Raw genomic sequence first — 19,168 nt, 5'->3', positions numbered from 1 at the left:
CCTCACGTACCACACCACCGGGAGTGCCAGTGGCACGCGTCGTAGTCGACGTCATGCTCAAGCCGGAGATCCTCGACCCGCAGGGCCAGGCTGTGCAGCGCGCGCTGCCCAGGCTGGGCTTCGCCGGGATCTCCGACGTCCGCCAGGGAAAGCGCTTTGAACTCGAGGTGGAGGGCCCGGTCGACGACGCCGCGCTCGCCCGCATTCGGGAGATGGCGGAAACCTTTCTCGCCAACACCGTGATCGAGGACTTCGACGTAAAGGTCGAGTCGTGACTGCCCGCATTGGCGTCGTCACATTCCCCGGCACGCTCGACGACCGCGACACCCAGCGCGCGGTCACCCTCGCGGGCGCCGAAGCCGTACCGCTGTGGCACCGCGACAAGGATGTCAAGCAGGTCGACGCGGTCGTTCTGCCGGGCGGCTTCTCGTACGGCGACTATCTGCGGGCCGGGGCGATCTCCCGCTTCTCGCCGGTGATGGCGACCGTTATCGAACAAGCGCACGCGGGAATGCCGGTGCTGGGCATCTGCAACGGTTTCCAGGTGCTGTGCGAGGCCCACCTGCTGCCGGGCGCGATGCTGCGCAACACCGGGCTGCACTTCGTGTGCCGCGACCAGAAGCTGCGCGTCGAGACCTCCGCGACCGCCTGGACGGCCGACTACGCCGCCGGCGAGGAGATCTCGATCCCGCTCAAGAACATCGACGGCCGCTACACCGCCGACGAGCGCACCCTCGACGAGCTGGAGGCCGAGGGCCGGGTGGTCTTCCGCTACCTCGCCCGTGGCGAAGCCGCTGAGGGATACGGCAATCCGAACGGCTCGCTGCGCGACATCGCCGGCATCAGCAACGCCGCCGGGAACGTCGTCGGCCTCATGCCGCACCCCGAGCACGCCGTCGAACCGCTCATCGGCACCGGGCGCACCGACGGTCTGGCGTTCTTCACCTCGGTCATCAAGAAGTTGGTCAGCGCATGAGCGTCAAGAACCTCGACACCGTCCAGCACGCGGCCGAGACGCCGGACGCGGCGCAGCCCTGGAAGGAACTCGGCCTCAAGGAGGACGAGTACGAGCGCATCCGGGAGATCCTGGACCGCCGCCCGACCGGCGCCGAACTGGCCATGTACTCGGTCATGTGGTCCGAGCACTGCTCGTACAAGTCGAGCAAGGTGCATCTGAAGCAGTTCGGCGAGAAGGCCCCGCAGACGGACGCGCTGCTCGTCGGCATCGGTGAGAACGCCGGTGTGGTGGACGTCGGGCAGGGCTACGCCGTGACGTTCAAGATCGAGTCGCACAACCACCCGTCGTACATCGAGCCCTACCAGGGCGCGGCCACCGGCGTGGGCGGCATCGTCCGCGACATCCTCGCGATGGGCGCGCGGCCGGTCGCCGTCATGGACCCGCTGCGGTTCGGCGCCGCCGACCACCCCGACACCAAGCGCGTGCTCCCGGGCGTCGTCGCGGGCGTCGGCGGCTACGGCAACTGCCTGGGCCTGCCCAACATCGGCGGCGAGGTCGTCTTCGACCCCTGCTACCAGGGCAACCCGCTGGTCAACGCGCTGTGCGTGGGCGTCATGAAGCACGAGGACATCCACCTCGCCAAGGCGTCCGGCGCCGGCAACAAGGTCATCCTGTACGGCGCCAGGACCGGCGGCGACGGCATCGGCGGCGTGTCCGTGCTGGCCAGCGAGACCTTCGACTCCACCGGCCCGTCCCGGCGCCCCGCCGTCCAGGTCGGCGACCCCTTCCAGGAGAAGCTGCTCATCGAGTGCACCCTGGAGCTGTTCGCGGAGAAGCTGGTCGCGGGCATCCAGGACCTCGGCGGCGCGGGCCTGTCCTGCGCGACCTCCGAGCTGGCCTCGGCCGGTTCCGGCGGTATGCGCGTCGAGCTGGACACCGTGCCGCTGCGCGACGCGACGCTCTCGCCGGAGGAGATCCTCATGAGCGAGTCGCAGGAGCGCATGTGCGCGATCGTCGAGCCGGACAAGGTCGGGCGCTTCCTGGAGATCTGCGAGAAGTGGGACGTCATCGCCACCGTCATCGGTGAGGTGACGGAGGGCTCGCGGCTGGAGATCTTCTGGCACGGCGAGCAGATCGTGGACGTCCCGCCGCGGTCGGTCGCGCACGAGGGCCCCACGTACCACCGCCCGTACGCCCGCCCCGACTGGCAGGACGCGCTCCAGGCCGACACCGCCGACACGCTGGCGCGCCCGGCGAACGGCGACGAGCTGCGCGCGCAGGTGCTGCGGGTCGTCTCCTCGCCCAACCAGGCGTCCAAGGCGTGGGTCACCGACCAGTACGACCGCTTCGTGCAGGGCAACACGGTGCTGGCGCAGCCGGAGGACTCCGGCGTCGTCCGCATCGACCCCGACACCAACCTCGGCGTCGCCCTCGCCACGGACGGCAACGGCCGCTTCGCGAAGCTCGACCCGTACGCGGGCGCGCAGCTCGCGCTCGCGGAGGCGTACCGCAACGTCGCCGCGACCGGCGCGAAGCCGCTCGCCGTCTCCGACTGCCTCAACTTCGGCTCGCCCGAGGACCCCGCGGTCATGTGGCAGTTCGCCGAGGCCACCCGCGGTCTCGCGGACGGCTGCCTGGCGCTCGGCACCCCGGTGACCGGCGGCAACGTCTCCCTCTACAACCAGACCGGGGACGCGGCGATCCACCCGACGCCCGTCGTCGCCGTGCTCGGCGTCATCGACGACGTCACGCGCCGCACGCCCATGGCGTTCGCGGAGCAGGGCCAGCTCCTGCTGCTGCTCGGCGACACCCGCCCCGAGTTCGGCGGTTCGGCCTGGTCGCAGGTCGTCCACGACCACCTCGGCGGGCTGCCGCCCGTGGTGGACCTGGAGCGGGAGAAGCTGCTCGCCGAGATCCTCGTCTCCGGCTCGCGGGACGGCATGATCGACGCCGCCCACGACCTGTCGGACGGCGGCCTGGTCCAGGCCGTCACCGAGTCCTGCCTGCGCGGCGGCCACGGCGCCCGCCTCGTCGTCCCCGACGGCCTGGACGCCTTCACCTTCCTGTTCTCCGAATCCGCGGGCCGCGCGATCGTCGCCGTCCCCCGCTCGGAGGAACTGCGCTTCACCGACATGTGCGCGGCCCGCGGTCTGCCCGTGGCACGCGTCGGTGTCGTCGACGGCGACGCGGTCGAGGTGCAGGGCGAGTTCACGATCCCCCTCACCGAACTGCGGACCGGCTACGAGGCCACGATCCCGTCCCTGCTGGCCTGACCGCCCCTTCGCACCGCCCGACGGCGCGCCCCCCACGACGGGGGGCGCGCCGCCGTGCTGCGCGCCTCAGGCGGCGCCTTCGGCCTTCGCGAGCTTGGTGGCCTGCGCGGTGACGAGCTTCGCCGGGACCTCGGGGGTGCCGGCGGCGGGCATGACCTCCCCGCCCCCGTCCCCGCAGCCCGCCGTCGTGACCAGCGCGGCCGTGAATGAGGGGTGCGGTGAACGGAGTTGCGGGTCCGACCACCGGGGATGGAGGGGTGCTCACTCGTATGAGTGAATGAATATGCTTCTGGCATATTCATTCATGCTGGGCCCTGAAGGATGCGGCTCATGAGTGAACAAGCTGTCACCACGGGTTACGGGCTTCCCGGACGCCTGCCGGATAACGTGGACGACATGGAGCCTGAGACGTACGCCGCCCTCCGCCGAGTGGCCGAGGATCTGGCCGAGCTTCCCCAGGTGGGGAAGGTGGAGATCGCGGACGGCCACGTCATCGTCATGATGGCGCCGGTCAGGCGGCACGAACTCGCTGTCCTACGGCTCCGCCGCCAGCTGGACGCGCAGGTTGCCAGGACGCACCCCGGCTTCGTCGCCCACGCGGGCGCCCACCTCGAGGAGGCCGGACTCGGGAGGCTCCGCTGCCCGGACATCATGGTCTTCCCCGAAGTGGCCCTTGAGGAAACGGGATCGGCTCTGCACCCCCGCGAGGTGATGCTGGTCGTCGAGATCGTCTCGCGCTCGAACCCGCTGAACGACTACCGCGACAAGGTCGCCGACTACGCCGCCATGGGAATCCCGCACTATGTGCTCGTCGATCCTCGGGACGGCACGGGCATCGTCCACTCCCTGCCCGGCTATCCGCAGCGCACCCCGTTCGTCTTCGGGGACACCGTCGCGGTCGGCCCGTGGAAGCTCGATACGAAGGTGCTGCTTCCCTACGGCTCCGGTGTGGTCATCGACGAGGAAGAGGCGGACACGCCCGGCGCGGCGAGCGCCTAGTTCTCCGCGAAAACCGCTCGCCCGGGGGTGGGGCGGGCTGGTTGGGTGCGGGGATGGGAAAAGGTGAGCTTCCGGGCGGGTACGAGATATCCGCCGACCCCGCGCGGATCGATGTCGCGCGGGTGCACGCGTGGCTGTCGCAGGACGCGTACTGGGCGCGCGGGCGGGCCCGCGAGAAGCAGGACGCGGCCATCGCGGGGTCGTTGAACTTCGGGGTGTACGACAGCGCGTCCGGCGAGCAGTGCGCGTACGCGCGGGTCATCACGGACATGGTCACCTTCGCGTGGCTCTGCGACGTCTACGTGGACCCCGCCGCCCGCGGCAAGGGCCTCGGCACCGCCCTGGTCGCCGCGATCCGCGACCACCTCGCCCCGCACGGCCTGCGCCGCATCCTGCTGGCCACGGCGGACGCGCAGGGCGTCTACGCGCAGGTCGGCTTCACGCCGATCGAGAACCCGGAGCAGTGGATGGTGCTGGGCCTCCAGATGTAGCGGCCCGCCGTCACTCCTCCTCGGTGGCCCAGCTCAGCAGTTGCTGGGTGTCCAGCTCGAAGCCGACGGGCTCGGGGAGGGGAACCGTCTTGCCGAAGGGGACGGTCAACCGCAGTGCGTACGCGCCCTGTTCGGGCCGGCTGTGGACGGTGACCTCGCGCGTGTCGCGGTCGACGAGCAGGTACACGGGGATCCCGGACTCCGCGTACGCGCGCGGTTTCTCGACGCGGTCGCGCTGCGTGGTGTCGCGGTCGAAGGACGTGACCTCGACGACCATCAGCACGCCGTCCGGATCCGCCCACTCCCCGGACCGGACGAAGTGGCCGATCGGGGCGAGGGTGCCGTCGGGCCGTGCCCGGCCGCTGCGGTAGTTCTCGACCGCGAGGCCCCGGTCCCCGTAGAGGCCCATCCCGGGTCGCGACTGCATGCAGATCTGCTGGAGCCACAGGATGATCTCGCTGTGCAGTCCGTCCGGCACGGCTTTGACCACCGCCTTTCCGCCGAGGAATTCCATGCGGAGGCCCTCGGACCGGTGCGCCGCGTCGGACGCCAGGTTCTCGAACTCCTCCGTCGCCATCTGCGCGTGATCCCGTGTCTGCGGCCGGTCGTCCACAGCTGTCACCCTGTACCTCCCTGTGCCCGGTACTTCACGCTTCGCGCTCACTCTAGTGGATCAATGAGGCGGAACGTGACCGGATGATCACACTCGGCGGTTGTCTGGTCCCTGCGTCTCAGGAACGAGCGTAGCCGCGGGGCCCGGCAGCCGCCGGGAAGCGGCGGGCGGCCTCAGCGGGCGGCCTCAGCGCGCGGCCCGCGCGGTTTCGTGGGACCAGGTTGCGAGCAGGCGCAGGGCTGTCGCGGAGGGGGAGTCGGGTTCGACCGTGTGGATGACGAGGGCCTGGTCGGGGGTGTCGGGGAGGCGGAAGGTCTCGAAGGCGAGGTCGAGGGGGCCGACCACGGGGTGGTGGTAGCGGTAGCCGCCGTGGGTCTTGTCGCGGAGGCGGTGTTCGGACCAGACCTCGCGGAAGAGGGGGCTGGACGCGTCGAGTTCGGCGAGGAGGGCGGCGAGGGCGGGGTCGTCGGGGTGGCGGGCCGCGTCGAGGCGGAGGTAGGCGGCGACGTCCTGGGCCTTCGCGCGCCGGTCGGCGTACAGGCTGCGCGTCGCCTCGTCGAGGAAGACCAGGCGGGCCATGTTGCGTTCGCGGGGCGGCAGCGCGCCGAAGTCGGTGAGCAGGGCGGCGGCGAGCGTGTTCCAGGCCAGGACGTGGGTGCCGCGGCCGATGACGTACGCGGGGACGTCGGCGGCGGAGTCGAGCAGGCGGCGCAGCCCGGGGCGTACGCCGTCGGGGTACGGGTGCGGGTGCGGGTTCGGGCCGCCGGGCGCGGTGGGGCGGGCCAGCCGGTAGAGGTGCTCGCGTTCGACCGCGTCGAGCCGCAGCGCGCGGGCGACCGCGTCGAGGACGGCCTCCGAGAAGTGCAGAGTGCGGCCCTGCTCCAGCCGGACGTAGTGGTCGACGCTCACCCCGGCGAGCTGGGCCAGCTCCTCCCGGCGCAGGCCGGGGACGCGGCGCAGGCCGCCGTGCCGGGGCAGTCCCAGGTCTTCGGGGCGCAGCCGGGCGCGGCGCGAGCGCAGGAAGTCGCCCAGTTCGGTCCGTCGGTCCATCGCCATGCCCCAAGTATCGCGGGAGAGGGGGACGGTGGGCGCGCGGTGCCTGGTCACGCCGTGCCCAGGCACGGGAGGGCCGTGGCTGCGCGGCGCGAACCCGGCGAGAGTGGGAGGACCGGAAGCGTTCCGGGGCCCGGCGCCGACCGGGCCGCGTACACGGGGAGTTCACCGTCATGAGCAGCATGGACACCGTCCCGCTCGGCCGCAGCGGCCTGCACATCTCCCGCCTGGGCTTCGGTTCCTGGGCGGTCTCCGGCTCCAACTGGTCCTACGGGTGGGGTGACACGGACGACACCGAGTCGATCGAGGCGATACGGCACGCGGTGCGCTCGGGCGTCAACTGGATCGACACCGCCGCGGTGTACGGCCACGGCCACTCCGAGGAGCTGGTCGGCAAGGCGGTCGCGGGGCTCGCCCCGGCCGAACGCCCCTACCTCTTCACGAAGGTGGGCCTGGTGTGGGACCCGGCGGACCCCTCGGCCGCGCCCCTGCGGACGATGCGGCCGGACAGCGTACGGCGCGAGGTCGAGGACTCGCTGCGGCGGCTCGGCGCCGAGCACATCGACCTCTACCAGGTGCACTGGCCCGACACGGGTGAGGTGCTGGGCGAGGGCGGCTCCCTCGCGCCCGTGGACCCGACACCGCTGGAGGTCTACTGGCAGGTCATGGCCGACCTCAAGGCCGAGGGCAAGGTCCGTGCGATCGGCCTGTCCAACCACGCGCCCGCGCTGCTGGACGCGGCCGAGCGCATCGCGCACGTGGACGTCGTCCAGCCGCCCTTCTCCGCGATCAACCGCTCCGCGGCGGACGAGATCGCCTGGGCGCACGCCCACGGCACGGGCGTGATCGCCTACTCGCCCCTCCAGTCCGGCCTGCTGACCGGCACGTTCTCCGCCGAGCGGGTCGCGGGTCTGCCCGCGGACGACTGGCGCCGCGGCCACCCGGACTTCACCACCGCCCTCCCCGCCAACCTCGCCCTCGCCGACGCGCTGCGCCCGATCGCCGCCCGCCACGCGGTGAGCGTCACCGAGGTCGCCCTCGCCTGGGCCCTGGCGTGGCCCGGTCTGACCGGCGCGATCGTCGGTGCCCGCACCCCGGCCCAGGTGGACGGCTGGCGTGACGCCGCGTCCCTGCGGCTGACCCCGGAGGACATCGAGGAGGTGGCCGCCGCGATCACCGCGACGGGAGCGGGTACGGGCCCGGCCCGGCCGTGAGAGCGCGCCGGGGCGCCGCGTAGCCTTGGCCGGCGGCACCAACGCCGTCCATGACGACCCATCGGGGAGAGGAGCACCGCCGTGCCGCTGGTTTCCGTGGTGATGCCCGTGCACAACTCCGCGGCCACGCTCGGCGCATCGGTGCGCTCGGTGCTCGCGCAGACCCACGCGGACGTGGAACTCCTCGTCACCGATGACGCGTCCACCGACGACTCGATGGATCTGCTGCGGGAGCTGGCCCGCCAGGACGAGCGCGTGCTCCCGCGGGCCGCGCCCGAGCAGGGCGGTGCGGCCAGGGCCCGCAACCTCGCCATGGAGCGGGCCCGCGGGGCGTACGTGGGATTCCTGGACAGCGACGACATGTGGCTCCCGGAGAAGCTGGAGCGGCAACTCGCCTTCGCCGCCGCGGGCGACGCCCCGCTGACGTTCACCTCCTACTACAAGGTCGACGGCGACCACACGGGCGAGGCCTGCGACTTCACGCCCAACGGCCGCGTGGTCGCGGCACGCGAGCGCGTGACCTACCGGGACATGCTGGTGCAGGACCACATCGGCGCCCTGACCGCCATGTACGACCGCGACGCGCTGGGCACGAGGCTCATGCCGGACATGCCGAAGCGCCAGGACTACGCCCTGTGGCTGTCGATCATGCGCGACGGGCACCCCGCCCGCGGCCTCCAGGAGCCGCTCGCCGTCTACCGCGCGGGCCGCGCCGGATCGCTGTCCTCGAACAAGCTGGCCCTGGTGGAGCACAACTGGCGCCTCTACCGCGAGCACGAGCACCTCTCGGTGCCGCGGTCCACGCTGGCGCTGTCCGGGGCGGTGTGGCACTCGCTGCGCAAGTCCCGTATCTAGTCCCGTGACCGGAACGGTCGACCGTGATCGGAAGGTGACTCGCGGGACGAGCGCACACGAATCGGCTGGTATTACTGGGGCATGCAGGAAGAGACCGCACGCTCCGCGATCGACACGTTCATCTCCGCTTTCAACGCCTCGGACGACAGCTATGTGACCGCCTTGCTCTCCCAGGCCCTGACCTCGGACGTGGTCTTCTGGGGGCCGCTGGGCCGCAGCGAGGGAATCCTGGCGGTCGAGCGGTTCGTGCTGGACATCCGCCGCCACCCGGCGGGGACCGGCACGATGGTGCGCTGCTCGGCGGTGGACATGCCCGACGAATGGGCCCGGTACCAGTGGGTCTTCACCACGCCGGACGGCGGCCCCCGCCTCGCGGGAACGGACGTCGTCCACCTGCGGCGCAGCCTCATCGACCAGATCATCGTCTTCGCGGGCGAGATCGAGCCGACCGCCCCCTGAGCCGGTCCGCCGCCGCCCCCACGGGCCTCATCGGCCTGGGGCTTGGTCAACGTCGTGGACGGCGTCCAACGTGACGCTGCCGATGTCCCCGTTGTCGACGATCACTTGAAGCCCGGCGCCGCCGTCGGCAGCCCCACTGCCTCTGCGACCTCCAGCATGCGTTTGTCGTAGCTGACGAGTACGTCGAGTGTGTCGCCGAGGGCCTGCGCGCTGGCGACGTGGATCGCGTCCAGCGTGCGGATACGACCGGGCATCGCCGCCGCGGCGCGTCGTACCTCGTCGGTGAGGAGCATCTCGGACAGGAGGTCGTCCAGGTCGCGCATGAGGTGGGGGAAGTCGCCGTACTGGTCCAGGGTCCGGACGGCCTCGATGAAGCCGATGCTGCTGGTCGCCATGGGGACGTTCTGTCTGCCCTTCAGGTACGCGCGCAGGTCGCGACCGTAAGGGCGGTCGGCGAACAACGTGACGACTGCGGACGCATCCATGTAGATCAACGCGGGTCGTCCTCCCGGTCGGCCAGCAGGATGTCGAGGGGGGAGCGGGCGTTGTCGGATCCGTGGACCGGCAGACGGTCGAGGTCGGCGGTTGTCGCCGCCTTGAGGCGGATCTGCCCCTGGGCCACGAGGTGCGCGTAGCGCTCGAAGTGCGGCGCGCCAGGCAGCACCGTCGCGATGACCCTGCCGTGCCGCGTCACCTCGACGGCCTCTCCGCCCTCCACCCGGGCGAACATCGCGCTGGGGTTGTACGAGAACTCTCTGATCGAGACGGTACTCATGGCGCCTCCCACAGTTGTACCTACTTTCTGTTGATTGTACCTACCTTTCGGCTCGGCGGGGGGAGTACCACGGCCCGTGGACATGCCGCGGCCACCGGTGCCAGCATCGGGACGGTGACTGTCGAGGAGAAGAGCCTGTTCAGGCACCGGGACTTCGCGCTGCTGTGGGCCGGGCAGACCGTCAGTGAGGTCGGGTCGCAGATCTCCGTGCTCGCGCTGCCGCTCGTGGCCGTCGTCGTGCTGGGGGCGAGCGCGTGGCAGGTGGGGCTGCTGTCGGCGGCCGGGACGTGCGCGTATCTGCTGGTCGCGCTGCCCGCGGGGGCGATCGTGGACCGGGTGCGCAAGCGGCCGCTCATGCTGGGGTGCAACCTCGGGCTGCTGGTCGTCATGGGGTCCGTGCCGGTCGCGCACGCGTGCGGGGTGCTCACGCTCGGGCAGCTCTACGGGGTCGAGTTCGCGGACGGTGTGCTGTCCGTCTTCTTCGTCGTCGCCTACCAGGGCCTGGTGCCGTACCTGCTGCGCGACGAGCAGCTCATGGACGGCAACGGCAAGCTCGCCGCGACCCAGTCGGGCGCGCAGATCGCCGGGCCGGGGCTCGGGGCCGGGCTCGTCTCGGCCTTCGGGGCCGCGACCGCCGTCGTCGCGGACGCCGCCTCGTTCGCGGTCTCCGCCGTCACGCTCGCCGGGATCCGCACGCGCGAACCGAAGCCGGAGAAGGCGGCGGGCGGGCCGTCACTGCGGGCCCAGATCGCCGAGGGCCTGCGGCACGTGCTGCGCGACCCGATCCTGCGCAACTCCGTCGCCTTCAACGGCACCGCGAACTTCTTCGTCATCATGGTCGAGACGCTCGGCCCGGTCTTCCTCATCCGCACCCGGCACGTCGATCCGGGCCTGGTCGGGCTGCTGCTCGCGCTCGGCGCGGTCGGCGGGGTCGCGGGCGGGGCGGCGGCGAAGTCGCTCGCCCGGCAGGTCGGCTCCGCGCGCATCAGCTGGATCGCCATGACCGTGCTCGCGCTGCCCGGACTGCTCATCCCGCTCTCGGGCAGCGGGCCGCGCGCGGTGCTCTACGGGGTCGGGTGGAGCGCCTGGACCTTCTCCTCCGTCGTCACCGGCATCTCGCTGGTCAGCTACTGGCAGGCGACCTGCCCGCCGGGCATGATCGGCCGGGTCAGCGCGGCCGCGCGCTGGATCACCTGGGGGACCCTGCCGCTCGGCGGGCTCGCCGGGGGCGCGCTGGCCAGCGTCCTGGGCGTACGGGCCACGCTGTGGATCGCCGTCGTCGGGGGCTGCTCCTCGGGGCTGTGGCTCTTCTTCTCGCCGCTGCGGCGCATGCGGGACATTCCGCTGGGCGGGGCGGTGGCGGCTGCCGCCGTCTGACCCGGCAGTGGCCAAGGGCCCTGACACCGCACCGGTGTTCGTGGTTGGCTGGGCCGGTCACTCACTCGCCCGAACCGAAGGCAGAGCATGTACGAGTACAAGGTCGTCACCTTCCGTGAGTCGCTGATAGGCGACGCGCTCGACAGCGACAAGCTGGAGAAGACGCTGAACAAGCACGCGGAGGACGGGTGGGTGCTGAAGGACATCACGTCCGGTGATGTGAAGGGGCGGGTCGGGCCCGGGGCCGTGGAGGGGCTGCTGCTCACGTTCGAGCGGCCTCGCCAGCGCTGAGGGCTGCGCCCCCGGCGCCGCGGGGTGCCACTGCGGTGGCCCGGGGTGTCGGACCCCGCGGATACGCTCGGCTCATGTCGAACTCCGGGCGCCGGCGGGCGCGAGCGTACGATCCCGACCGCACTTGGGGGGCGCTGCTCGCGCAGAGCGGGAACGTGCGGGACGCCGTACGGGGGCTGGACGCCGAGCAGTACGCGAGGCCTTCCGGGCTGCCGGGGTGGGACGTGCGGCTGCTGGTCGCGCACATCGTGCGGCAGATCGACGTGCTCGGGGTGCTGCTGGGGGAGCCGGAGCCGGTGGGCGGAGGGCGGCTGACCGGGCTGGACGCCTGGACGCAGGCGACGGAGCCGATCGCGGCGCAGCTGGACGCCGGGACGAAGGAGACGGCCGGGGCGATGGGGGATCCGGTCGCCGCGATCGAGGCGGCGGTGGAGCAGCTGCCGTCGCTGCGGGCGGAGGCGTTGCGGCCGGGGCGGCTGCTGCCGGAGCCGTTCGGGGGGATGCGGGCGCTGGACTTCACGGTGACGCGGCTGGTGGAGCTGGTCGTGCACACCGACGACCTGTCGCGGGCGACGGGCGCCGAGCCCGTGTTCGACCGGCAGGCGCTCGCCGCGACCGTGCGGGTGCTCGCGGACGGCCTCGCGGCGAAGGCGCCGGGGAACGCGGTGGAGGTGCGGGTGCCGCCGTTCGTGGCGGTGCAGTGCGTCGAGGGGCCCCGGCACACCCGGGGTACGCCGCCGAACGTCGTCGAGACGGACCCGCTGACGTGGGTGCGGCTGGCGACCGGCCGGACGCAGTGGGCCGCGGCCGTCGAGGACGCGGCGGTCTCCGCGAGCGGTGAGCGCGCGGACCTGGCGGCGTATCTCCCGGTGATGCGCTGAGGCACGTCCACCCGGACGGCGTACGCCCGGCGGACGACACGGCCCGTGACCGTCAGCCGCTGACAGCCCGGTCAGTCCATGGCGCGTCCGTCATGCACTGCCGTGTCCGTATCGTCCCGGAACGCACCCCGCCCGGGGTGGCGTAATTACGCCGGTAGACCCGTGTTCCCTAGGTGCGGCACGGCCCGCGCTCCTACTATCGACAACGGCGATGCCGACTGCTGAACCCGAACCTTCCGGTCGGGATCGCCCGGAAGACACGCCCGCCGGAACCCCCGTACCGGCGGGCGTTTCCGTGCGCGCACACCCGCGGCGCCGCCCGCAAGATCGTTCCCGGCCGCCGCACCGGCCACTTCCGGCCACCGGCGGGCGGCCCCTTCACACGCTCTGCGCAATGCCGCCCCGGCGTGAACACCTGAGCCCTATGATGCGGGCGAAGTCTCGCCGGTCGGACAGGACCCCATGAGTGACCGGCGGCCCCGCCTTGGGGGGTACGTCACACCCCCGTGCCCCCCAAGGCGCTACGCGCATAGAAGTCCTGTTCGGCGGCACTCCGTGACCGTCCCCCGTTCGGACGACGCGCGATCCTGCCCTAGACTCGACAACGTGCCACGTGGTGACGGACGACTCAGCCACGACCTGCTCCCCGGCGAGAAGGGCCCCCAGGACGCGTGTGGCGTCTTCGGTGTCTGGGCCCCCGGCGAAGAGGTCGCCAAGCTCACCTATTTCGGGCTGTACGCCCTGCAGCACCGCGGACAGGAGTCCGCGGGCATCGCAGTGAGCAACGGCTCGCAGATCCTGGTCTTCAAGGACATGGGACTGGTGTCCCAGGTCTTCGACGAGACCTCTCTCGGCTCGCTGACCGGCCATATCGCCGTCGGCCACGCCCGCTACTCGACCACCGGCGCCTCGGTGTGGGAGAACGCGCAGCCGACCTTCCGGGCCACCAGCAACGGTTCGATCGCGCTCGGCCACAACGGCAACCTGGTCAACACCGCCGAGCTGGCCGAGATGGTCGCCGAGCTGCCGCAGACCCCGGGCCGGGCCACCAAGGTCGCCGCGACCAACGACACCGACCTGGTCACGGCCCTGCTGGCCGGGCAGAGCGACGCCGAGGGCAACCCGCTGTCCCTGGAGGACGCCGCCCCGCAGGTGCTGCCGAAGATCAAGGGCGCCTTCAGCCTGGTCTACATGGACGAGCACACCCTCTATGCCGCCCGTGACCCGCAGGGCATCCGCCCGCTGGTGCTGGGCCGGCTGGAGCGCGGTTGGGTCGTCGCCTCGGAGACGGCGGCGCTGGACATCTGCGGTGCGAGCTTCGTCCGGGAGATCGAGCCCGGCGAGCTGGTCGCGATCGACGAGCAGGGCGTGCGCACCTCGCGCTTCGCGCCCGCCCGCCCCAAGGGCTGCGTGTTCGAATACGTCTACCTCGCGCGCCCCGACACCGAGATCGCCGGCCGCAGCGTCTACCTCTCGCGGGTCGAGATGGGCCGCAGGCTCGCCGCCGAGTCGCCCGTCGAGGCCGACCTGGTGATAGCCACGCCGGAGTCCGGTACGCCCGCCGCGATCGGTTACGCCGAGGCCAGCGGGATCCCGTACGGCTCCGGCCTGGTGAAGAACTCCTACGTCGGCCGGACGTTCATCCAGCCCTCGCAGACCATCCGGCAGCTCGGCATCCGGCTCAAGCTCAACCCGCTCAAGGAAGTCGTCCGCGGCAAGCGGCTCGTCGTGGTGGACGACTCGATCGTCCGCGGCAACACCCAGCGGGCCCTGGTGCGGATGCTGCGCGAGGCGGGCGCCGCCGAGGTGCACGTGCGGATCTCGTCGCCGCCGGTGAAGTGGCCCTGCTTCTTCGGCATCGACTTCGCCACCCGCGCCGAGCTGATCGCCAACGGCATGAGCGTCGACGAGATCGGCGCGTCGCTGGGCGCGGACTCGCTCGCGTACATCTCGCTCGACGCGATGGTCGAGGCGACCACGATCGCCAAGCCCAACCTGTGCCGCGCGTGCTTCGACGGCGAATACCCCATGGAGCTGCCCGACCCCGAGCTGCTGGGCAAGCAGCTGCTGGAGGTCGAGCTGGCGGGCGGCGCGGACGCCGCCGACGCCCTGCGCAGGCCGTGAGCCCGGCCGCTTCCGCGATCCCCCGACACGAAAGTGCCTGCAATGCCTGAGACAAACGGTGCGAGCTACGCCGCCGCCGGCGTCGACATCGAGGCCGGCGACCGGGCCGTCACGCTCATGAAGGAATGGGTCCGCAAGGCGTCCCGCCCCGAGGTCGTCGGCGGCATCGGCGGCTTCGCGGGGCTCTTCGACGCCTCCGCCCTCAAGCGCTACGAACGCCCGCTGCTGGCCTCCGCGACGGACGGCGTCGGCACCAAGGTCGACATCGCGCGCCGGATGGGCGTCTACGACACCATCGGCCACGACCTGGTCGGCATGGTCGTCGACGACCTGGTGGTGTGCGGGGCCGAGCCGCTGTTCATGACCGACTACATCTGCGTCGGCAAGGTCCACCCCGAGCGGGTCGCCGCCATCGTCAAGGGCATCGCCGAGGGCTGTGTGCTGGCCGGCTGCGCGCTGGTCGGCGGCGAGACCGCCGAGCACCCCGGGCTGCTCGGCCCGGACGACTTCGACGTCGCGGGCGCCGGCACCGGCGTGGTCGAGGCGGACGCGATGCTCGGCGCGGACCGGATCCGTTCGGGTGACGCGGTGATCGCGATCGAGTCCTCCGGGCTTCACTCGAACGGGTACAGCCTGGTCCGCCATGTGCTGAGCGAGGCCAACGGCTGGGCGCTGGACCGCGAGGTCGCCGAGCTGGGCCGCACCCTCGGCGAGGAGCTGCTGGAGCCCACCAAGATCTACGCGCTGGACTGCCTGGCGCTCACCCGGACCACCGAGGTGCACGCCTTCGCGCACATCACCGGCGGCGGGCTCGCCAACAACCTGGCCCGGGTCGTCCCCGACGGGCTGAACGCCACCGTCGACCGCTCCACCTGGGTGCCCTCGCCGATCTTCAACCTGGTCGGGGTCGAGGGCCGGGTCGAGCGGTCGGAGCTGGAGCGCACCCTCAACATGGGCGTCGGCATGATCGCGGTGCTGCCGCAGAGCGGTGTCGAGGTCGCGCTCAGCGTGCTGGCCGACCGCGGGGTGGACGCCTGGGTGGCCGGCGAGGTCGGTGCGCGGGAGGACGGCGACGGGGCCGTACGGATGATCGGCGACTACGCGGGGTGACCCCGGGCACGACGAAACCCGGTCGGAGGCTGACCGCCCCCGACCGGGTCACCGCAGATGGTGCCGTTGCGGGTGTCGTTTACCGCGTCAAGCGCGACGGCGTTGCGACGACGCGGACGACGAACCCGAGGACTCGTCGCCCTCGTCCTCGTCGTCATCGTTGTACAGATCCGCGTACTGAGCGTACGGGTCGTCGTCGTCCAGCTCGTCGTCGTCATCGTCGTCGACGGACTCCGGATTGACCGGCATCGACGACGATGCGCCCAGCTCGTCAGCCAGACGGGCAAGATCCGTGCCGCCAGTGTTGTACTTCAACTGGCGGGCGACCTTCGTCTGCTTGGCCTTGGCCCGGCCGCGCCCCATGGCTCGACCCCCTTAACGGCGGGGCTCATGGCCCCGAGTCTTGACACGCGTTCATGATGCGGAAGGCCTCCTGCGCGGAGGACCTGCCCGTAGGGCCTCAACGGTACCTGCTTCCGACGCCGCACGGTACGTCGCCCGCACGACGCGCGTCGGAACAGGGGCTGTTCAAGGCCCTGTCCTGCCTGGTCAGGCCCGATTTTACCTTCTTCTAGCACCAACTTGCTATCGGGCCGTGCGTTCGGTCACGTGCGTCACTCCGGACTACTCGCGCATACTCGCGAGTACCCCCGGCTCGTTCACGGACGCAACCATTCCTCCGACGGTGTCCGCTCGGCCATCCGCTGCTCGGCGAGCCGGTCGGCGGCGACCGCGGGCGGCACCCCGTCGGCGCTCGCGCGCTCGAAAATCGCCAGCGTCGTGTCGTAGATCCGCGTCGCCTTGGCCTTGGCCCGGTCGAAATCGAAACCGTGCAGTTCGTCCGCGACCTGGATGACACCGCCCGCGTTCACCACGTAGTCGGGCGCGTACAGGATGCCGCGGTCGGCCAGGTCCTTCTCGACGCCGGGGTGGGCGAGCTGGTTGTTGGCCGCGCCGCACACCACCGTCGCCGTCAGGGCGGCCACCGTCTTGTCGTCGAGCGCGCCGCCGAGCGCGCACGGCGCGTACACGTCCAGCGGGGTGCGGACCAGCACCTCCGCGTCGCTGACCACCGAGACCTCGGGGTGCCGGGCGGCGACCGCGTCGACCGCGGCGGAGCGCACATCGGTCAGCACGACCTCGGCGCCGTCCTCCAGCAGGTGGTCCACGAGGTGCTTGCCGACCTTGCCGACCCCGGCGATGCCGACCCGGCGGCCGTGCAGCGAGGCCGTGCCCCACTGCACCCGGGCGGCGGCGCGCATGCCCTGGAAGACGCCCCACGCGGTGAGCACCGAGGAGTCGCCGGCCCCGCCGTTCTCCGGGGAGCGGCCGGTCGTCCAGCGGTTCTCGCGCGCGACCACGTCCATGTCGGCCACATAGGTGCCGACGTCGCACGCCGTCACGTACCGGCCGCCGAGCGAGGCGACCGCGCGGCCGTAGGCCAGCAGCAGGGCCTCGGTCTTGTCGGTGTCCGGGTCGCCGATGATCACGGCCTTGCCGCCGCCGTGGTCGAGCCCGGCCAGCGCGTTCTTGTACGACATGCCGCGGGCGAGGTTCAGCGCGTCGGCGACGGCCTCCTCGTCGGAGGCGTAGGGGAAGAAGCGGGTGCCGCCGAGGCCGGGGCCCAGGGCGGTGGAGTGGAGTGCGATGACGGCCCGGAGGCCGGACGCGCGGTCCTGGCAGAGAACGACCTGCTCGTGTCCGCCCTGCTCCGATCGGAACAGCTTGGCGATGACACTTCCGGTGTCGGTTACGTCGGTCACGGTGGTGACTCCCATAGTCCGGTGGCCCAGTGGTGCGGATGGCTCGCGCCCCCGTGCGGGTGGCGGAGGGCGTGATGCTGGGCTCAGCGTAGGCCCTCCCGGGGACGACGGCGTGGCACGCGGCCCCCACACCACCCCCTACGGATCGCGCGGGCCGCGGGGGTCGCCCGTGGGCGTGGCCAGTGGCCGGGATCACGTCCCGGGGGTGCGGGCGCGTGGGACGATCGACGGTGACGCCGTGGACGGTCGACGGGGACTCCGCGGCGGCACGGCGGCGCGAGGGAGCGGGTGTGAGCGGTTCACCGGTAGTGGTCCCGTACGCGGCCTATTTGCGCGTCTACGAGCCGCTGGCGGCCTTTCCCGAGCCCGAACGCACCCATTGGTACCGCTACGCCGCGGCCGGTACCTGCCGGACCGCGCAGGACGAGCTGCGGCAGTCGCTGGCGGGCCTGGTGCCCGTGCCGCCGATCGCCGTCCCCGTGCACGAGAGCGCCGACGCCTTCGTCGCCGAGATCGGCGGGGTCACCCACGTCTGCCCCTGGCGCACCCGGCTGCGCGGGTGGCTCGCGCTGGAGACCTTCGGGCAGCAGCTGCCGCAGCCGGTGCTGGACGCGATGCTGCCGCCGGTCGTGCGCCGGCAGGTCGCCGCCGACCACGACTCCTGGCGCGAGCGCAACCCCGACGCCCGGCCCTGGATCCGCACCGCGACCTGGCACGTGCCCGTGCGCTGGTTCGTCCTCGTCGGGGACGACGAGCGGGAGTACGAGCCGGCGGGCGAGGGGGAGCGCAAGGAGCCGCTGCTGCGCTACCGCACCCCGATGGTGCAGGCCCGCCGCCGGGTGGCGCGGGGCCTGCGGGTGCTCAAGGACGCGCTGGACGACGGCGGCCCGCTCATCGACGGGCTCGTCGACGTCGGCCGCTGGCTGGAGGAATTCCACCCGCGCTCGCTCGTCGAGCTGGACTACGGGGGCCTCGTCCACATCATGGGCCCCGAGCGGCTGGCCGAGGACCGCTCGGCCGCGGACGTCGCCGAGGGCCTGGCCTCGCTGCGCGAGGGCGACTCGGCGGCGGCGAGCGTCGCGTACGAGCGGCTGACCGAGCGCTGGCGGGCGGTGCGGGAGCTGCAGTTCTCGAACTGATCTTCCGGTCCGGACACGGGGCAACCTCCTTGCGGGCGGAGGACGTTTCGGGCGTCCGGCCGGGGGGCGATTCGGATTTTCGGGTCAAGCGTGATGGAGAGCACGTACCTGGAGTCTTGCCTGGATCACCATCTGTCATGCCAAAATGGGACAACGGGTCCGCCTCGGGCTCGATTCGAAGGTGGGGATGTTGCAGTTGATCGTCCTGTGACTGATCGTCACGCTCGCGTGACTGTCCGTTATGACACGGTCCATCGGCTTCCGCCGAGCTTGAACACCTGAGAGGGCAAATCCATCGGTTTGGCCGACGCGGCTGGACGGATGGTGTAGTTGTAGTGCCGAGGACAAGCCGTTCGTCCTATTACCGACTCGGCCCGCGCCTGCCATTTCGGGCAACGCGGGTCAAGGTGCAGAATTCAGAGGAAAGAACCGCGCTGGTTCGGTTCTCTCAAGGAGGCCGCTCATGACCGCTCGCACCCCTGATGCCGAGCCGTTGCTCACCCCTGCCGAGGTCGCGACCATGTTCCGCGTCGACCCCAAGACGGTCACGCGCTGGGCCAAGGCAGGCAAGCTCACGTCCATCCGCACGCTGGGCGGCCACCGCCGCTACCGCGAGGCGGAGGTACGTGCGCTGCTCGCGGGCATTCCGCAGCAGCGCAGCGAGGCCTGACCGGCACTTTTGGACGCCGTCCCCCTTTGCGGCGCCCGGTCCCGGCGGATCGCCTGCCCCCATCAGGCATCCCACGGGACCCAGCTCCACCGGCTCCATCAGCAGTGCTTCGGCAGTTGCTTC

General features: G+C 71.7%; 21 protein-coding genes. 15 read left to right on the top strand and 6 right to left on the bottom strand.

The genetic code is table 11. The annotated features are described in order from the left end of the window. Positions 1-29 precede the first annotated feature (29 nt). The 5 genes from purS to ACWERV_RS07150 all read left to right on the top strand — a co-directional run bounded on the left by purS (position 30) and on the right by ACWERV_RS07150 (position 4,721). On the top strand, positions 30-275 hold the full coding sequence (gene purS, locus ACWERV_RS07170; RefSeq protein ID WP_031516589.1) for a phosphoribosylformylglycinamidine synthase subunit PurS: 246 nt from the start codon (positions 30-32) through the stop codon (positions 273-275). After that, positions 272-976 (top strand): phosphoribosylformylglycinamidine synthase subunit PurQ, encoded by a 705-nt coding sequence (gene purQ / locus ACWERV_RS07165; protein WP_452929837.1) that lies wholly within the window; start codon positions 272-274, stop codon positions 974-976. The genes purS and purQ overlap by 4 nt, the downstream gene beginning before the upstream one ends. After that, positions 973-3,231: a phosphoribosylformylglycinamidine synthase subunit PurL gene (purL, locus tag ACWERV_RS07160; protein ID WP_452929834.1), complete on the top strand. Its 2,259-nt coding sequence runs from the start codon at positions 973-975 to the stop codon at positions 3,229-3,231. Before purQ ends, purL begins: the two co-directional genes overlap by 4 nt. 330 nt (positions 3,232-3,561) lie before the next feature. Continuing rightward, positions 3,562-4,230, top strand: coding sequence for a Uma2 family endonuclease (locus ACWERV_RS07155; RefSeq protein WP_452929831.1), 669 nt, complete (start codon positions 3,562-3,564; stop codon positions 4,228-4,230). 53 nt (positions 4,231-4,283) lie between these two features. Then, positions 4,284-4,721 (top strand): GNAT family N-acetyltransferase, encoded by a 438-nt coding sequence (locus ACWERV_RS07150; RefSeq protein WP_452929828.1) that lies wholly within the window; start codon positions 4,284-4,286, stop codon positions 4,719-4,721. Between the two features lie 10 nt (positions 4,722-4,731). Here the strand turns inward: ACWERV_RS07150 and ACWERV_RS07145 are convergent, their stop codons facing one another. Then, on the bottom strand, positions 4,732-5,298 hold the full coding sequence (locus ACWERV_RS07145) for a Uma2 family endonuclease (protein ID WP_452930028.1): 567 nt from the start codon (positions 5,296-5,298) through the stop codon (positions 4,732-4,734). 222 nt (positions 5,299-5,520) lie between these two features. Beyond that, positions 5,521-6,390: a helix-turn-helix transcriptional regulator gene (locus ACWERV_RS07140; protein ID WP_452929825.1), complete on the bottom strand. Its 870-nt coding sequence runs from the start codon at positions 6,388-6,390 to the stop codon at positions 5,521-5,523. Positions 6,391-6,560: 170 nt separating this feature from the next. Here ACWERV_RS07140 and ACWERV_RS07135 point away from each other — a divergent pair, with 170 nt between their 5' ends. From ACWERV_RS07135 to ACWERV_RS07125, 3 genes are all read left to right on the top strand, one after another. Continuing rightward, the gene (locus ACWERV_RS07135) at positions 6,561-7,601 is read left to right on the top strand and encodes an aldo/keto reductase (RefSeq protein ID WP_452929822.1); all 1,041 of its coding nucleotides are present in this window, start codon (positions 6,561-6,563) and stop codon (positions 7,599-7,601) included. Between the two features lie 81 nt (positions 7,602-7,682). Beyond that, positions 7,683-8,456, top strand: coding sequence for a glycosyltransferase family 2 protein (locus ACWERV_RS07130; RefSeq protein WP_452929819.1), 774 nt, complete (start codon positions 7,683-7,685; stop codon positions 8,454-8,456). 81 nt (positions 8,457-8,537) lie between these two features. Further along, entirely contained in the window at positions 8,538-8,915 is a 378-nt protein-coding gene (locus tag ACWERV_RS07125) for a nuclear transport factor 2 family protein (protein WP_452929817.1), read from the top strand. A 101-nt stretch (positions 8,916-9,016) separates the two neighbouring features. Here ACWERV_RS07125 and ACWERV_RS07120 read toward each other — a convergent pair whose 3' ends face one another. Then, entirely contained in the window at positions 9,017-9,400 is a 384-nt protein-coding gene (locus tag ACWERV_RS07120; protein ID WP_452929815.1) for a type II toxin-antitoxin system VapC family toxin, read from the bottom strand. A 5-nt stretch (positions 9,401-9,405) separates the two neighbouring features. Continuing rightward, positions 9,406-9,690, bottom strand: a complete 285-nt coding sequence (locus ACWERV_RS07115; protein WP_452929812.1) for a type II toxin-antitoxin system Phd/YefM family antitoxin — start codon at positions 9,688-9,690, stop codon at positions 9,406-9,408. 114 nt (positions 9,691-9,804) lie between these two features. On the opposite strand from ACWERV_RS07115, the gene ACWERV_RS07110 reads away from it, so the two are divergent. The 5 genes from ACWERV_RS07110 (at position 9,805) to purM (ending at position 15,473) form a co-directional block, all read left to right on the top strand. Beyond that, positions 9,805-11,067 carry an MFS transporter gene (locus ACWERV_RS07110; RefSeq protein WP_452929810.1) on the top strand — a complete coding sequence of 421 codons (1,263 nt, stop codon included), beginning with the start codon at positions 9,805-9,807 and terminating at the stop codon, positions 11,065-11,067. A gap of 87 nt (positions 11,068-11,154) precedes the next feature. Then, on the top strand, positions 11,155-11,358 hold the full coding sequence (locus tag ACWERV_RS07105; RefSeq protein ID WP_398175900.1) for a DUF4177 domain-containing protein: 204 nt from the start codon (positions 11,155-11,157) through the stop codon (positions 11,356-11,358). A 74-nt stretch (positions 11,359-11,432) separates the two neighbouring features. Continuing rightward, positions 11,433-12,239: a sterol carrier family protein gene (locus tag ACWERV_RS07100; protein WP_452929806.1), complete on the top strand. Its 807-nt coding sequence runs from the start codon at positions 11,433-11,435 to the stop codon at positions 12,237-12,239. 606 nt (positions 12,240-12,845) lie between these two features. After that, complete coding sequence (purF, locus tag ACWERV_RS07095; RefSeq protein WP_398175904.1) at positions 12,846-14,363, top strand: amidophosphoribosyltransferase; 1,518 nt, start codon at positions 12,846-12,848, stop codon at positions 14,361-14,363. Between the two features lie 42 nt (positions 14,364-14,405). After that, positions 14,406-15,473: a phosphoribosylformylglycinamidine cyclo-ligase gene (purM, locus tag ACWERV_RS07090; RefSeq protein WP_398175906.1), complete on the top strand. Its 1,068-nt coding sequence runs from the start codon at positions 14,406-14,408 to the stop codon at positions 15,471-15,473. 87 nt (positions 15,474-15,560) lie between these two features. On the opposite strand, the gene ACWERV_RS07085 is transcribed toward purM, so the two are convergent. Beyond that, positions 15,561-15,836 (bottom strand): DUF3073 domain-containing protein, encoded by a 276-nt coding sequence (locus ACWERV_RS07085; RefSeq protein WP_398175908.1) that lies wholly within the window; start codon positions 15,834-15,836, stop codon positions 15,561-15,563. Positions 15,837-16,132: 296 nt separating this feature from the next. After that, a complete protein-coding gene (locus ACWERV_RS07080) occupies positions 16,133-17,251 on the bottom strand; it encodes a Leu/Phe/Val dehydrogenase (RefSeq protein ID WP_398175910.1) in 1,119 nt (372 codons plus the stop codon). A 275-nt stretch (positions 17,252-17,526) separates the two neighbouring features. On the opposite strand from ACWERV_RS07080, the gene ACWERV_RS07075 reads away from it, so the two are divergent. Next, positions 17,527-18,375 carry a hypothetical protein gene (locus ACWERV_RS07075; protein WP_452929801.1) on the top strand — a complete coding sequence of 283 codons (849 nt, stop codon included), beginning with the start codon at positions 17,527-17,529 and terminating at the stop codon, positions 18,373-18,375. 463 nt (positions 18,376-18,838) lie between these two features. Beyond that, the gene (bldC, locus tag ACWERV_RS07070) at positions 18,839-19,045 is read left to right on the top strand and encodes a developmental transcriptional regulator BldC (protein WP_003949541.1); all 207 of its coding nucleotides are present in this window, start codon (positions 18,839-18,841) and stop codon (positions 19,043-19,045) included. The last annotated feature ends 123 nt before the right edge of the window (positions 19,046-19,168 follow it).

The sequence above is a fragment of the Streptomyces sp. NPDC004031 genome, from assembly GCF_053604375.1.
This window is presented reverse-complemented; position numbering and strand designations above follow the sequence as displayed.